This is a genomic window from Enterocloster clostridioformis, assembly GCF_020297485.1.
GTDB classification, from domain to species: Bacteria; Bacillota; Clostridia; order Lachnospirales; family Lachnospiraceae; genus Enterocloster; species Enterocloster clostridioformis.
Genome location: NZ_JAIWZC010000001.1, coordinates 4,058,141 through 4,073,518, shown reverse-complemented (window position 1 = coordinate 4,073,518; position 15,378 = coordinate 4,058,141). Strand labels below are relative to the sequence as shown.

Genomic DNA, 15,378 nt, shown 5'->3' with positions numbered 1-15,378 from the left:
AAGATTCTGCGGCAGACAAACCCTAACCGCTCAGACAGTCCCCCTCTTTCTATGTCTCTCTTTCTATGTCTCTCTTTCTATGTCTCCCTTTCCACCTCCTTCGTCCACGCCTCCACCATATCCTCTGTCAGCAGCAATCCCAGCGGTCCCAGTATGAAACCAAAAAATCCGAACAATTCCAATCCCACATACACGGACGCCAGCGTCTCAAGGGGAGACAGCCCCACCTGTCCGCCCATCATCCGCACTTCCAGGATCTGACGCACAAAATAGCACACCAGATAAAGGGCGGTAAGTGCCAGCGCATGCTTCCAGTCCCCAACAGCCAGCCGAAGGACAGCCCAGGGTATCAGCACCGTGCCGGTTCCAAATATAGGGAGAGCATCCAGTATACCGATTCCAATGCCTGCCATGATGTAATACGGATTGCGGATCAGGAACATTCCCCCGATACACAGCCCTGTTGTAATAAAGAGAATGATTCCCTGGCTTCTGAACCAGGCCTTTCCTGTCTGCACCAGGCGGTTTCCTATCATATTAAATTCCTTGCGGAAGACGGACTGGTCCCGGCGGTCCCGCAGGTCCTCCATTTCCTGCAGGCTTAATATAGCTGCCAAAAACACCACCAGGCTTACGATGGCTGCTTTTGCCAGACAGCTGAGCACGGACATGGAATTGGCCATGAGAAAGGGCATGGCAGCTGTTTTGCATGTATCTACCATGTGATATAGCATATCCCCGGCCATGTCGGCCACACATCCCGGCCTCAGCCCCATGGCATGCTCCACCCTGTGGCAGTTTCCTGTGAGCCACAGATCAAACTGTTCCAGCCATACCGGAAGCTGCACCATAAGCAGTTTCCCCTCTGAGCACAGCTTTAGGGCGCCCCTGTAGAGCACCACTCCCAGGACGGACAGAACCGCCAGGAATTCCACGCCGCCGATGACGCCGATGGGCATATGATGCCGTTTTCCCCTCACCGTAATCCTCATCCGGTAGGACAGGAACCTGGCCGACGGCCGCAGCACAAGGGCCAGGATATAACCCACGAAAAAAGGAGCCACGAGGGGCAGCAGATATTTAAATCCTGCATACACCGCTCCCGTGGTTCCTGTTATAATTAATAATTTCTTCAGTTTCTTACCCGGCTTTTCCATGGACTCACCTGTTTCTGATTCGTACTTCATTTGTACCCTCATAGTATGAGCCGATGGCCGGAAAATATTCTGTTTCCTATGTACAAGTGATGCCGGTAAATTATTCCTTTGTTACCAGGCTGTCCACTGTATCCTGTGTTACCAGCTGGTTGTCCAGGATTACATAAGGCTCAACCTGCTTGCCTTCCAGATAATCATAGGCAGTGTTAAGGATGGCCTTTCCCAAGAAGAATGGCGGCTCTGCGATGGTTGCGTCAACCTTGCCGGCTTTCATTGCATCCAGTGTGTCGTCGATGGCGTCACAGCCGATTTTTACGATTTCATCGGTTCTGCCTGCTGCTTCCATTGCCTCTAATGCGCCTAAAAGCATCTCGTCATTTGCGGCATAAAGTCCGTCGATTTCCGGATTGGCCTGAAGAATATTCTCCATAACGCTCATGCCCTTGGCTCTGTCAAAATCAGCCACCTGGCAGGCCACGATTTCCATGTCCGGGTTGTCCTTCATCACTTCGTTGAAGCCCTGGGAACGGTTCTGGGCAACGTTAGTTCCCATGATGCCCTGAATCTCAACAATCTTGCCTTTTCCGCCTAAGGTGTCAACCAGGTACTGTCCTGCCATACGGCCTGACTTGATAGCGTCGTAGCCAATGTGTGAAACAACCTCGCCGCCGTTAGCCTCGCGGTCCATGGTAAAGACAGGAATCCCTGCATCGTTGCATGCCTCGATGGAGGAAACGATAGCGTCGGAATCACATGTATCGATGATGATGGCATCCGGCTTCTTTGTAATCAGGTTCTCCACATCCTTCATCTGGATGGTGGGATCGTCCTGGGCGTCGGTAATATACAGTTCAATACCGTGCTCGTCAGCAGCCTTCTGGACACCGTCCTTTACATCCACAAAGAATGGGTTGGTCTGTGTGTTCATGGCAAGACCGATCACATACTTCTTTCCGCTTCCCTCTTCTGAACCGGTATTTTCTGCCTCAGCCGAGGTATCCTTTGCCTCATCCTTTGCCTCATCCTTTGCTTCTTCCTTGGACTCCTCCTTTGCCGCCTCAGTAGCTGCGGCGGCGGTAGTTACCCCTGAGCCTGAGCTGCATCCGGCCATCAGTGAACACGCCATTGCTATTGCCAATACAGTTGCCCCAATTTGTCTCCTCATAATACAATCTCCTTTTCTTAAATAAATATTTTGTGACGGTTTTGCCGTTTCATGGATAAACAGGATGAACCGGCAGAACCGCAGGTACCTTATCCTTTTCACCCGTTTCCGGGCTTTACTGCTCTGCATTTACACTACTTTGTGTTAACTCTGTTTTCTATCTGCTATTCCGCCTTAGCCGACAGGTCCTTTACCTTCTTGTCCACCAGGACCGCAATCAGTATGACAGCGCCCTTCACAATATTGGTGGCATGGGGATTTACGTTCATAAGCGTCAGGATATTATCAATAATACCCATAATCATGGCGCCCACCACAGTTGGGAGCACAAAGCCCACGCCGCCGCTTAAGGACGTACCGCCCAGGATAACGGCAGCGATGGCGTCCATCTCAATGCCGGTGCCGCTGGTGGACTGTGCCGAACCAAGCCTTGCTGTCAGAATCACGCCTGCAACGCCGCACATAAGACCGTTAAGCGTATAAGCCATCCACTCTGTGAAACGGACAGAAATACCGGACAGACGCGCCGCCTCCCGATTGCCTCCAAAGGCATAGATGCTGCGGCCGTAACTGGTCTGTGTCAGCACATAGTGGGCAATGAGGAATAGGATGATAAGGATGATGACGGGAACCGGCACTCCGGCGACTGTTCCCTTGCCAAAAAACTTGTAGGCATCCACTTTAATGGGAATAGGGGAGCCTTTTGTATATACAAGAATGCATCCGCGAAGGAGAGTCATCATGCCCAGGGTGGAGATAAAGGGAGGAATCTCACACACTGCCACAAAGAAACCATTTACGGCGCCGCATCCTATGCCTACGGCCAGAGCCACCAGAATGGCCGCTCCCGCATTGCCTGTGGATTCCAGGATACCGGAAGCCAGAACGCCTGCCAGTCCCAGGATGGAGCCTACGGAAAGGTCGATTCCCCCGGTGAGAATGACAAAGGTCATGCCGCATCCCACGATACCTGCCACTGTAATCTGCTTAAACACGTTGAACAGGTTGGCCACGCTTAAGAAGCTGGGGGACAATATGGTTGCAAATACGCAGATTACCAGTAAAATCAGCACGGAGCGGTAGATATTGAGCCGGCCGATTAATTTTTTCTTATTTACACTATTCATTTTCACTGACACCTCCAGATGCATGGGCTAAGATAATTTCCTGATTCATCTCTGATTTTGGTATTTCCAGGACCGTATGGCCTTCCCTCATGATGACTACCCGGTCGCTCATGCCAATGACTTCGGGCAGGTCCGTTGAAATCAGTATAATGCTTTTTCCGGCCTTGGTGAGCTCATCCATGATTTGATAAATCTCCGCCTTGGCCCCCACATCCACGCCGCGGGTTGGCTCGTCCAGAATCAGTATGGACGGGTTGGCTTCCAGCACCTTGGCAAATACCACCTTCTGCTGGTTGCCGCCGCTGAGTTTACCGGCCAGCTGCTGCAGGCTGCTGATTTTAATGTTGAGCCGTTTAACCTGTGCGTTAATCCGCTTAGTCTCCAGCTTCTTATCCAGATGAATGAAATGGGTTATCTTATCCAGTGATGACAGGGAAACATTTTCCCTGATATTGCGTATGAGCACCAGCCCTTCCTGCTTCCTGTCGTCGGACACAAATCCGATTCCCGCTTTTAAGGCCTTCTTTGGGCTGGAACAGTCTTTCTTTTCCCCGTTTATGTAAATCTCCCCGGAGTCCATAGGAAGGGCTCCGTATACGATTTTAGACAGCTCGATGGTTCCTGAACCTAAAAGTCCGGCCACTCCCAGGATTTCACCCCTGTGGAGCCTGATGTTCACGTTGTGGACTCCTTTTCCGCAGATATTCTTAAGCTCCAGCACCGTCTCGTCCTCCCTGTAATCCCTCTCAGGATACAGGTTGGTCACGCTGCGGCCTACCATCATGGAAACCACCTCGTCGTAATTGGTGTGGCCTATGTCCTTGGTAGCTATGTATTTTCCGTCCCTGAACACGGTCAGACGGTCCGATATCTGGAAAATCTCATCCATGCGGTGTGAAATATACAGAATGGAAATGCCCTCCGCCTTAAGCTCCGCAATGATTTTAAACAGAATCCGAATTTCTTCGTCTGTCAGGGCAGCGGTTGGCTCGTCCATGATGATGACCTTCGCGCCTATGGTCAGACACTTTGCAATCTCCGTCATCTGCGATTCCGCCACGGACAGGTTGCGCACCTTGGTACGGCAGTCAAACCTAAGGCCCAAACGGTCCAGCTCCTCCTGGGCATCCTTGTACAGCTTTTTCCAGTCCACTGCGCCGTATGACGTCTTAGGAAGCCTTCCCAGATACATGTTCTCCGCCACGGACAGGTCCCGCACCATGTTGAATTCCTGGTATATCATGGCGATACCCTTGCGCTCCGCGTCCTTGGTGGAATGGAACACCACTTCCTCCCCATTGACATACATGTGTCCGGAAGTATATCCCTGGGCCCCTGCTATAATTTTCATCAGGGTGGATTTGCCTGCGCCGTTCTCACCGCACAGGGCGTGTACCTCGCCCCTCCTCACATCCAGATGGACTCCGTCCAGAGCTTTAACGCCCGGAAATGTCTTCACAATCGAATCCATCCGCAATACTAATTTTTCTTCCATGTTACCCCTCCCTTGCTGCTAAGAGTTCCTGAGAATGCCCCTTTGCCAGAGCAGTATCAGTAAGCGCATCCCGCCACTAAAATCACGTTGGTGTATCCTGTGAATTCACCTGTAAGGACAATGGCCTTTGCATCCTTGCTGCGCTCCTTAAGCTCTGTATGGGGAATGTATTCCACCGGAAGTCCCTGAGGCAGAAGTTCCAGCGCTTTCTTGTGAAAGTCCGGTGTCACGTTCAGCGCCTCGTCAGCAAACACAGCGCCCTCCACCACGATATATTTGAGTATCTCCTCCAGAACATCCAGGTAGGCCGGATCACCGGGCCTCCAGCCCAGGTCCACGCGCTCCACTCCCTTTGGAATGGGAAGTCCCGCGTCCCCGATAATAATGGTATCCCTGTGCCTCAGCTCCGCCAGCACCCTGGCCAGCTGCGGATGTAATATTCCTGTTTTTAACATGTCTGTTTCCCCTTCTACTGATTATAATTCGACTGATTATAATTCGACTGATTGCAGTTTTTTGATTGTGGTTCGTTTGGTTCTGATTCTTATGATTGCTCTTTGACAATTCCCATGCTAACAGGGCTTTGCGCCAACCATCCATAGTCTAATGGTCTGCAGCCATGAATGCGTCAATCTCCTCCCTGACCGGCATGGAGGGCGTAGTGCCGATTTTCTGTACGGACAGGGCTGCCAGGGCATTGGCAAAATCAGCTGCTTCCCACAAATCCTTTCCCTCTGCCAGGGCTGCCAGAAGGCCGCCGTTAAATGCGTCTCCTGCTCCGGTGGTGTCCACCGCGTCCACCTTATAAGCGGGAATGATTCCCTTCTTCTCTCCCGTGTTTATGTATACACCTCTCTGGCCCAGTGTAATCAATACATTCTTTACCCCTTTGGAGAAGAACCAGTCCGCTGCCTTGTCCGCGGCTTCCTCGCTGTCCACCCTGATGCCTGTAAGAATCTCCGCCTCCACCTCGTTGGGGGTAATCAGGTCAATTTTTCCCAAAAGCTCATCGCTGACAGGCTGTACAGGGGCGGTATTTAAAATGACCTTGACGCCCTTCCTGTATGCGGTATCCACGATGCGCTCCACAGAGGATACATTGGTCTCCAGCTGTGTCAGCAGATATTCGGACTGGCCCACCAAATCCTCCAGGGAATCCACCTCCTGGTCCGTAATGGTATTGCAGGCTCCCAAGATTACCACGATTTCATTCTGGCTGCTGTTCTCATCCACCATAATCAGGGCGCATCCTGTCTCCGTTGTATCGGAATACAAAACCCTTCCCGTGTCCATGTGAAGCTCATTCATAGTATTGAGGGCAATATCGGCAAACGCGTCCTGTCCAAGCTTTGTCACCATGGTCACATCCGCTCCGGCCTTGTGGGCCGCCACGCCCTGGTTGAATCCCTTTCCGCCGGGTCCCATCTTAAACACGGTCCCCTTCACCGTCTCCCCTGCTGCCGGCAGGTGCGGTGTCCTGGCCATCAAATCCACCACAAAGCTTCCGAATACCGTTACTTTCTTTTCCATATGTTCCATAATATACTCTCTCCTTAATCCATCTTTCCGGCGCGCTCCGCACACGCTTCATGCCATTCCTGCAGGCGGTTCCCCACCGGCGATCCTGCGCCGGCAGTTTCCCAGCAGCAGTTACCCAGCAGCATTTTTCCATCAACAGTTCCCCATCAGCAGGTGCCCCATCCGCAGTTTTCCTGCCGGCAGCCAACACTAAATCAGTACAATCCCGTTGCCTGCTCCGATTCTGTCCGCCCCTGCCTCAATCATAGCCGCGGCGTCTTCCGGTGTGCGTATGCCGCCGCTGGCCTTTACCCCGGCCTTGCCTCCAACGGTTTTTCGCATCAGAGCCACGTCAGCTGCCGTAGCCCCGCCTGTGCTGAATCCTGTGGAGGTTTTCACGAAATCAGCCCCCGCCTTTACTGCCAGCTGGCAGGCTCTTACCTTTTCCTCATCCGTCAGGAGGCAGGTCTCTATGATGACCTTTACCACTGCGCCCCCAGAGGCTTTTACCACAGCCCGGATATCCTCCTCCACAAAGGCGTCATCTCCGTCCTTAAGGGCACTTATGTTGATAACCATATCCACTTCATCCGCCCCTGCCTTTACAGCCTCAGAGGCTTCAAAGGCCTTTGCGCTGGTAAGCATGGCTCCCAGCGGGAATCCCACCACGCAGCATGTCTTTACGCCGCTTCCCTTTAACTGCTCAGCCACCAGCGGTACAAAGCAGGTATTGACACAGACAGATGCAAATTTGTGCTCCCTTGCCTCATTGCAGTATCTTATAATCGTATCCTTGCCGGCATCCGCCTTCAGCATCGTGTGATCAATCATGTGTTCAATTCCCATTTTCATTCTCCTTTTCCATTTGAAGCTCTTATTAGGTTTAAATTGTAATATATATCTTCTGTAACCGGTTACATGTCTTTGTAAAAAAATATGACCGGCTTTGTATTTTTGTGTAACCGGTTACAGATTTGTGCAGAAAACAATCTGACTTGATTGTCAGGTTGTTTTCCTGTGTTCTGAACCCCGCAGGATTACCTTATAAGGAATAGTAATCCGTTTTCCTTTCTGGCGGCTCTTTCCGGAATCCTCAAAGCACTCCTGAAGAAGCCTCATGGCTTCCCGCCCCTGTTCCCTGGCATCCCTGTCCACCACGGATATCCTGTAGTCAATCATCCGCAGGGCGTCAATGTCATCGAATCCCATCAGGGAAATATCCCTTCCTATCTTAACCTTGTTTTCCGTCAGATACTTAAGGCATCCCAGGGTGGACAGGTTGTTGGACGTAAAGATGGCTGTGGGCGGTTCCTTCAGTCCCAGAAGCCGTCCGGTACATTCATATGCCTTGGCAATCTTAAAATCACCGCAGGCAACGTATTCCTCAGGGACAGACAGTCCGCTGTCCTCCATGGCCTGCAGATACCCCTGACACCGGTCTTTGCCCGGTTTGGAGGTCTCAGGGCCGGTTATAATGGCAATCCGCTCATGGCCTGCCTTTATTAACGCCATCACTCCGTCATAGGAGCCCTGCTGGTTGTCCACAAATACGCCGTCAAACTGGGCCCCCTTCACATCACGGTCCACCAGCACCACCGGTATGCCGGATTCCTCCAGACGGAGCAGGTAATCCCTGGTAACCGTGTCTGTCTCTGAAATCGGCGTTATGATGACGCCCTTCAGCCTCTGGCTTTCCACAATTTTCAAAAAATCATGTTCCTTTTCCAACGTCTCATTGGTTCCCAGAAAAACAATATTATAATGGTATGATTCAGCCACTTCGCTGATTCCGCTTATGACCTTGGAGAAAAACTCATTCTCAATGTCCGGGATAATGGTTCCCACGCTTAAGCTGTCCTGAATGCTCAGGCTTCTGGCGATGGCGCTGGGTACATAATTGTACTCATCCACTGCCTTAAGCACCTTCTGTCTGGTCTCCTCCTTCACGTATCCTGAATTATTGAGGACCCTGGAAATCGTAGCGGAAGAGACGCCTGCCCGGCGTGCTATCTCTTTAATGTTCATGACCCTTCCCCTCCTATTTTCCTGTAACCGCGCCAGAATTATCTGTAACCGGTTACATATATAATACTACCACACAGATTATTAAATGTAAATAGTTTTTATCATTTTTACACAAAAAAATACACGGGAAGAATCCAGGAGATACGCAAAAAGGGGTCCCTTTCCTTATTATAATATCTGTGAAAAGGAACCCTTCTATCATTATTATTCTATCCTATTTCTGTCAGCACATTTCTATTCCTCGCGTATTATGCTGGGCTCCCCTTCTCTGGGTGTCTCTTCCAGCATGGCAAGCACTTCTTCTGCCAGTTTTTTACGGTATTTTACCTCCTGCTCCTTTGGCAGAGACGGATTGCCAAACACATGGAGCACGCTGTTGCCGCGGAATATCCTGTGGGAACCAATGCCCTCTGCAATTTTAGTCAAATTGGTAACCTGCACAATAGGTATTCCAGCCCTTTCAATTTCTTTTGTCATCACTGCACCGCAGCGAGAGCTGGTCCCTCAGGTACTGGTAAGTATGACCGCATCAATATTCTGGTCCTTCAGGCTCTTTGCAATCTCCTCACCAAACTTTTTACCCATCTCCATGGGGGTCATGACACCGGCCGTGGTGTAATAGGTATCCAGAAGGCTTCCTATCTTCCCCTCCTTCTCAAGGGCACGCATAGCATCCACAGGTACCAGGCGGTTGGGGTCGTCCAATACAAACGCATTGTTATATCCCTGATGGCTGACCTCATAATCAGACGCATCCAGGTGATCTGCATCCCCAAAGTTATAAGATTTAAAATACTTGGAGTTGGTGGGAACCATATGGTCCGGATTCCCCTTGGGAACCAGCCCTCCGTCCGTAACCAACGCAATTCTTGCTTCACTCAGCGGCTTTTCCAGAACCGGAACCGGAATCTCTTCATGGTTCGGCATAACCACCTCTGTTCTGAAATTCTGATGGAAGTATTTGTTGAGAAGCATGTTTATGCCCCTGGTGCTTGCAGGTGTGCCATAGTCAATATCTACGGCAGGACCAGAACCAAAATATCCTTCTGACTTTCCATCATTGATAAAACCGCCCTCCGCCAAACGCGATGCAAAACCAGCCAGGCGTTCTAATGCCGCTTTCATCTTAGCCGCATTGTTTTCAGTCTGCAGGATATAAGCCCTGTCCTTGTATAGGTCTGTGCCCGGATTTTCCGTATATAGGCCAGTGACTGCAGGTATTTTGAGCCGCTCAGTAACAATTGCTGTAGTGGCTCCGCAGGCCAGACCGTATCGCCCTGCGTTGAATCCAGGGCCGGCTATGTACATCTGGGCATTGTATTTTTCCACGATGTCAGCAACCTCATTTGACACGTTCTCAATATTCTCAGCAATAAAATTATCACCGCAAATAATAGTTGCAACTATTTTATAACTATCTCCCAATGCTGACTGCAGATACAGCCCCGGGCCAACGGGTTCCTCTTTTACCACGATTCCCATGCTGGCGGTATCTTCCCCGCCATATCCGCCATAAAACTGGTTGATATAGTGAACCACACGAATCTTATCAGACATTTCTTCTCCCTCCTGTTTACATAGTATCCGGGACATCCGGCAAATCGCTGTCTGTTGTCACATAACAATCACCCAGCTGAGACCAGATTCCCTGATAAGCAAAGTTTGTTGTGTGTGTAAATGGTCCCTCAACATTATATCCCATCAGACTCGGAACACCTGCATCTTTGCCAATCACACGGTCCACCTTGGGATGCTGCAGGTCATAATTCCTTCCACTGTTGATAACTGCGTCAATCTTAGGGTCAGAGATAACCAGCATATCGCCGGGAACATCATTGGAAACAGCAGACAGATTCATAACGCAAGGCATTCCCATTTTCTGGCACCAGTTAAAGGCCAGGGCCGAATCCAGCTGGCAATGTCCCATGCCGGACTTATTGACAAGAACGCAGTCTGCTTTCAATGTCTCTTTGCACAAGGTGGCCGCCATCATTCCCATGGCGTCCTTGCCGTCAATCTTCATCACATTATTGGCAAATACAATGCCTACAAATTCCAGGTCCTTTCCATGCCTTCTCAGCAGTTCCTTGATATATGTCTCATTCTGCAGATAATAATTAGGCTCCCAGTATCTCCATACCATGGCTCCGTCCAGTATCTCCGTGGGCTGAAGAATGATTGGCAAAAAGTTCAGTGCACTCTGCCCATATACCAAAAAGTTCCATGTATCATGGGAAGCCATATGGGTAACAAGATATGCCACCTTGGGGAGAGGCTTTCCATCAGGTCCCGGACCTACGGGTCCCAATTCAAAGGTTTCTGTCTCATCCGGTGTAAGGCCGATTCCCAGCTTTGCCAGATATACATTGATTGTCAGGGATGCATATTTTAATGCCTCTGCATAGCTTGCATCGCTTACACCCTCTGCCGGCGTTGCATCCAGAATCACATGATAATGCTTTGAAAAATGAGTATATTTGGCACATGGGCCACCCATATCCATATAATATTTGATATTACATTTTGCATAGTAGATGTCCGATACAACCACTCCCTTAAGAGCAACCGTCCGTCCTACCCCCATAGGAGCAAGCTTTCCCCAGATACCCGGATAAGAGGTCTCCGGCGCATCCGCCTTACAGCGGGGCTGCATGATATCATGTATGGCCAGAATGCGGCAGCTCTCCCCAGGCACTGCTATCTTGATATCCAGAGTCCCGAACATCTCACTCTTTACCGTGTCAATCAATTCCTCTTTGTTAACTGTCAGTATCCCATTCTGTAAAACTGTTTTGTCCCCGAACTGAACTTTCTTTACCCTTACATAGTCAATCTGCAATTTTTTGCTCAATTTAAGCACTCCTTTCCTATGACAAACATGTAATATATTATCATGCATTCTCAGCACTTTTCTTGCCAGGCAGCGTAAATACCAGGACGATTCCCAGCAGCGCAACTACTCCGGCGCCGATGAATGCAGTAGAGATACCTACCACCTTTGCAAGTAGGGATGCACCTACGGATCCCACGCCAAAACCAATCATGGTAAAAGAGAGGATGACCCCCACATTCTTTGTTCCAAACCGGTCTGCTGCAATCGGTGAGAAGCAGGCCTGGCAGCCGCCATAAGACAAGCTGAGGAGCCAGAAGCAGAACATATAAAGATTTCCGGTTGCAACCGTTAATAATGCAACTCCTCCAGCTGTGATGAAAAAGGAAATGGCAAATGCCGCCTTACGTCCTATCTTATCGCTTAAGGTAGGAATGACGAACCGGCCGCCAACTTGGCACAATGAGGCAATGCTGACGCCCAGGGTTGCCATAGCTGATGTAAGCCCTTTATCCGCTCCATATGTAACAAAAATAGCACTAAGCAGCAGATAAGCTGGTACCGCACAGAAATATAATCCGGTTATTGTATATAGTTCCCTTACATGCAGCGCCTCTTTTAATGTATACTGCTTTTTAGAGCTGATATTGGCTCCGGTAGATACATAACCCTCCATGAATCCGGCCGGAGGTGCCTTCATTGTAATGGTTCCGAATATTCCAACCGCAATGTATACTCCTGAGACTATCATGAAAGATTTCATATAACCATAATTTGTAAACCAAGAGCTTACTATGGGTGAAAATACAGTTGCACTGATTCCCAGAGTGGCAAGCGTGAGCCCGGACGCCAGTCCCTTTTTGTCCGGAAACCACTTTGGCATCAGTGCCACGATAACATTATATACAATGCCGTCTCCGATTCCAAAAAGGCCTCCAAATGTCAAAAACATGCACCAGAACATATCCGGTGGCAAAACTGCTGAAACGAACCACCCTAAAAACATAAGCGCATACCCAATAATCAGCACTGTCTTCAAGGACATCTTTCTCTGCATGACGCCCCCGAAAAAGTTTCCCACACAGAACACGGCAATAAAAATCGTGTATGGAAGGCTTGCACTCGCACTTGCCACGGAAAAGTGCTCCATGATATAGGGCTGAAATAAGCTATATGTATAACATATGCCCATAATCAACATGCAAATCATACCGTACACCAGTATCGCCCACCTGTTTGCTTCCTGTTTACCATTCATTCCTCGGTACCCCCATTTCTTTTTCTTTAAGTGTAGTATGGATAACCACCTTAATCAATTTACAGACTTGCTACAGTGCGCAAAAATATTACATTATTCACAAAGTGTAATACACTTATTTCATCAAAAGCATACAATAGTCACATACAGGCCAAATGGTGGGGCGGCATTAAAAAACCAGCAGAAAACCCCAAAAACGGTAGTTCTCTGCCGGAACATCACGAGTATAACATAGCTACGCCATCCTCTTACTGGCTTGTCAATGATTCTGTATCATACCTTTCTCTGTCATTTTATTATAGGACATCTCAATCTTTCGTATACTGGCAAGATGGTCAAAATACCGTCCATAATCGTTATTCATACCATCCCTGACCCAGTCAAAAACAATGCCTACATAAGAATAAGCCTCCATACGCGCCATCAGGTTCAGCTCATCACTTGACAGCCTGATTCCTGCCTCTGAATATTGAACACTGAGGTTCATGCGAATCAACTCATAATAAAAATTATGCAAATAATCCCTCAGGGAATTCTGACCCACATATTGAAAACAGCTCAGGTAAAAACTCCGGTTTTTATGAAGATACCTGCACAGATTTATAAAACTGTCCTGACACTTGCTGGGGTCATTGAAGGAGTTGACTTCTGCCAATGTTTCTGTATAAAAAATCCAATTTATCAATTCATATTTATCTTTAAAATGATAATAAAAAGTATTTCGGCTGATATTGCAGTACTGAACTATATCCTTTACGGAAATCTTGGCTAATGACTTTTTTTTTAGCAGATGTTTGATTGCATCCGCAAATGCCTTTTTGGTTATATCGCTGCTGGACGTTGAACATCTCCTCCTTTGCATTCATTAACTTCAACTTAGTACACACATAGAAAAAACAACTGGATAGTTACAAATATATCAATAATATCTATCTATTATATGTCCAATAGCGATTATTGTCAAATTATAATATTCCTTTTGCGTCCCCGTGTACAACGCGCACAAAAAGCATCTTGACATATATTATCGAAATCTATATGATGTAAGAAAGACCGTATTATCATGTTCTACAGAAACAAGTTATAGAAAGCTGGTGATTATGTTTGGATAACAACTCCAAAAAACCATCAATCAAAAATGTTGACTATGCAACTCCTGCCAGCAAACGTGGCATAGACATGCTGCTAGCCAAATATCATAAACAGAATTTCGAGACAGAAGTACCCGCGAAGCCCTTTCAGGAGATACTGATGCCTAACTTGAAAAAGGAACTGGAAAAAGCCAGGATTGCTCTTGTTACAGACGGCGGGCTTGTCCCCAAAGGAAACCCGGATAATCTCAACCCAACAAATTCACAGAAGTTCTGCATGTATTCTCTGGGCGGCAGTGAGATGCTTCTCTCCAAGGACTACGAAGTCAGTCATCAGGGTTATAATACCGAATATATAGAACAGGACCCCAACCGGCTTTTACCCATAGATGCCATGCGAAGGGCAGAACGAGAGGGTATCATAGGGCGGTTATTTGATATTTTCTACACCACAGCCGGCGTAATGACATCGGTTGAAAACGGAACTGCTCTGGGAGAAAGAATTGCCGTATCACTAAGGGACTGCGATGTGGATGCTGTTGTTCTGTCCTCCACCTGCGGGACCAGCACCCGGTGCGGTGCATTGATTGGAAAAGAAATCGAGCGTCTTGGCATACCTGTAATACAGGTGACAAATCTGACTAAGATTGCCGAGAGCGTGGGGGTGAGCCGCATCCTGCGCGGTAATGATATATGCCATGTTTTCGGAGACCCCAAATTAAGCCTGAAGGAGGAGCGTACCTACCGCTGGCACATGGTCGGCAAAGCTCTGGATTTACTGAAGATAGAGATAGCTCCCAACTATACGGACAGCATAATATCCGAGTAAAGGAATCATTATGGGCAATATATCATTGTATACTGGTGAAGAAATTTACCGCCCCTTCTGGGAAAATGACAGTGCATTCTTAGAGACTGCCCTGGGATGCAGCTGGCACAAGTGTGCTTTTTGTGACTTTTCCAACGATAAGTTTTCTATTTTTTCCCTGGGTGACATAGAAAAAAAAGCTGCTATATTAGCGCAGTATTCAGCCGGCAAGACTTCTGTCTTCCTTCTGGGTGAGAATCCCTTTGTGATGGACACTCCCAAACTGCTGTCCATCTTTGACATCGTACATTCCAATATGCCATGGATGGAAGGCATAAGCATGTATGCCAGATTTGACGACATATTAAGAAAGGATTTGCAGCAGCTTAAAGTCCTCATGCGCCGCGGCCTGACCCATCTGTATATTGGTCTGGAAAGCGGATGCAATGAAGTGCTGCGGCTCATGAATAAGGGAATCACGGCCCAGGAGGCGGAACAGGCCTGTCTGCGCTTACGCCAGGCCGGTATCCCATTTTCCCTCAACGTCATTCCGGGACTGGGCGGAAAAGAATGTTCCGGCCAACATGTACAGGACACAATTGCCTTCCTGAACAAAGTACAGCCTGCAAGGGTATGGTTCATGGGCTTGAGGGTTTGGCCTAACACCAGCCTGGCATCTATGTGCAGAGAGGGTACTTTCACCCCTCTCTCGCCTCTTGAACGCCTGCAGGAAGCCCACGATTTGCTCAGTGGCCTGGAGCTGGAACACTGCGCCTTTGCAGATACCACTGTTCTGGACAAATACACCTTCTTAGGACAACTGCCTGACAACAAGTATTCTTTGTTGTCCCAGATGCAAAAACTATTAAGCCAGCCTAAAGACCCGCCGGTCATATAGCGGCGC

At 48.7% G+C, this 15,378-nt stretch carries 14 protein-coding genes; 2 read left to right on the top strand and 12 right to left on the bottom strand.

Annotated elements, in window-relative coordinates; translation table 11 throughout:
* Nucleotides 1–77: 77 nt before the first annotated feature.
* The 12 genes from LA360_RS20490 to LA360_RS20435 form a co-directional block, all read right to left on the bottom strand.
* Nucleotides 78–1,187, bottom strand: coding sequence for an AI-2E family transporter (locus tag LA360_RS20490; protein ID WP_112481533.1), 1,110 nt, complete (start codon nt 1,185–1,187; stop codon nt 78–80).
* A 70-nt stretch (nt 1,188–1,257) separates the two neighbouring features.
* On the bottom strand, nt 1,258–2,322 hold the full coding sequence (locus LA360_RS20485; protein WP_022202270.1) for a substrate-binding domain-containing protein: 1,065 nt from the start codon (nt 2,320–2,322) through the stop codon (nt 1,258–1,260).
* A gap of 164 nt (nt 2,323–2,486) precedes the next feature.
* Nucleotides 2,487–3,473, bottom strand: a complete 987-nt coding sequence (locus LA360_RS20480; protein WP_022202271.1) for an ABC transporter permease — start codon at nt 3,471–3,473, stop codon at nt 2,487–2,489.
* Nucleotides 3,442–4,944, bottom strand: a complete 1,503-nt coding sequence (locus LA360_RS20475; RefSeq protein WP_022202272.1) for a sugar ABC transporter ATP-binding protein — start codon at nt 4,942–4,944, stop codon at nt 3,442–3,444. The genes LA360_RS20480 and LA360_RS20475 overlap by 32 nt, the downstream gene beginning before the upstream one ends.
* Before the next feature lie 56 nt (nt 4,945–5,000).
* Entirely contained in the window at nt 5,001–5,399 is a 399-nt protein-coding gene (gene rbsD, locus LA360_RS20470; protein ID WP_022202273.1) for a D-ribose pyranase, read from the bottom strand.
* A gap of 148 nt (nt 5,400–5,547) precedes the next feature.
* Complete coding sequence (rbsK, locus tag LA360_RS20465; RefSeq protein ID WP_022202274.1) at nt 5,548–6,483, bottom strand: ribokinase; 936 nt, start codon at nt 6,481–6,483, stop codon at nt 5,548–5,550.
* Nucleotides 6,484–6,672: 189 nt separating this feature from the next.
* The gene (deoC, locus tag LA360_RS20460) at nt 6,673–7,308 is read right to left on the bottom strand and encodes a deoxyribose-phosphate aldolase (protein ID WP_022202275.1); all 636 of its coding nucleotides are present in this window, start codon (nt 7,306–7,308) and stop codon (nt 6,673–6,675) included.
* A gap of 156 nt (nt 7,309–7,464) precedes the next feature.
* A complete protein-coding gene (locus LA360_RS20455; RefSeq protein ID WP_022202276.1) occupies nt 7,465–8,487 on the bottom strand; it encodes a LacI family DNA-binding transcriptional regulator in 1,023 nt (340 codons plus the stop codon).
* A gap of 234 nt (nt 8,488–8,721) precedes the next feature.
* A complete protein-coding gene (locus tag LA360_RS20450; protein ID WP_225537637.1) occupies nt 8,722–10,044 on the bottom strand; it encodes a glycine/betaine/sarcosine/D-proline family reductase selenoprotein B in 1,323 nt (440 codons plus the stop codon).
* Between the two features lie 16 nt (nt 10,045–10,060).
* A complete protein-coding gene (gene farE, locus LA360_RS20445; RefSeq protein WP_112481530.1) occupies nt 10,061–11,338 on the bottom strand; it encodes a fluoroacetate reductase subunit FarE in 1,278 nt (425 codons plus the stop codon).
* A gap of 40 nt (nt 11,339–11,378) precedes the next feature.
* Nucleotides 11,379–12,509 carry an MFS transporter gene (locus LA360_RS20440; protein WP_225537787.1) on the bottom strand — a complete coding sequence of 377 codons (1,131 nt, stop codon included), beginning with the start codon at nt 12,507–12,509 and terminating at the stop codon, nt 11,379–11,381.
* Between the two features lie 325 nt (nt 12,510–12,834).
* Nucleotides 12,835–13,437, bottom strand: coding sequence for a TetR/AcrR family transcriptional regulator C-terminal domain-containing protein (locus LA360_RS20435; RefSeq protein WP_112481528.1), 603 nt, complete (start codon nt 13,435–13,437; stop codon nt 12,835–12,837).
* Between the two features lie 242 nt (nt 13,438–13,679).
* Between LA360_RS20435 and LA360_RS20430 the strand changes: the two genes are divergently transcribed.
* Nucleotides 13,680–14,495 carry a glycine/betaine/sarcosine/D-proline family reductase selenoprotein B gene (locus LA360_RS20430; protein ID WP_065548955.1) on the top strand — a complete coding sequence of 272 codons (816 nt, stop codon included), beginning with the start codon at nt 13,680–13,682 and terminating at the stop codon, nt 14,493–14,495.
* 10 nt (nt 14,496–14,505) lie between these two features.
* Entirely contained in the window at nt 14,506–15,372 is an 867-nt protein-coding gene (locus LA360_RS20425; protein WP_225537636.1) for a radical SAM protein, read from the top strand.
* The last annotated feature ends 6 nt before the right edge of the window (nt 15,373–15,378 follow it).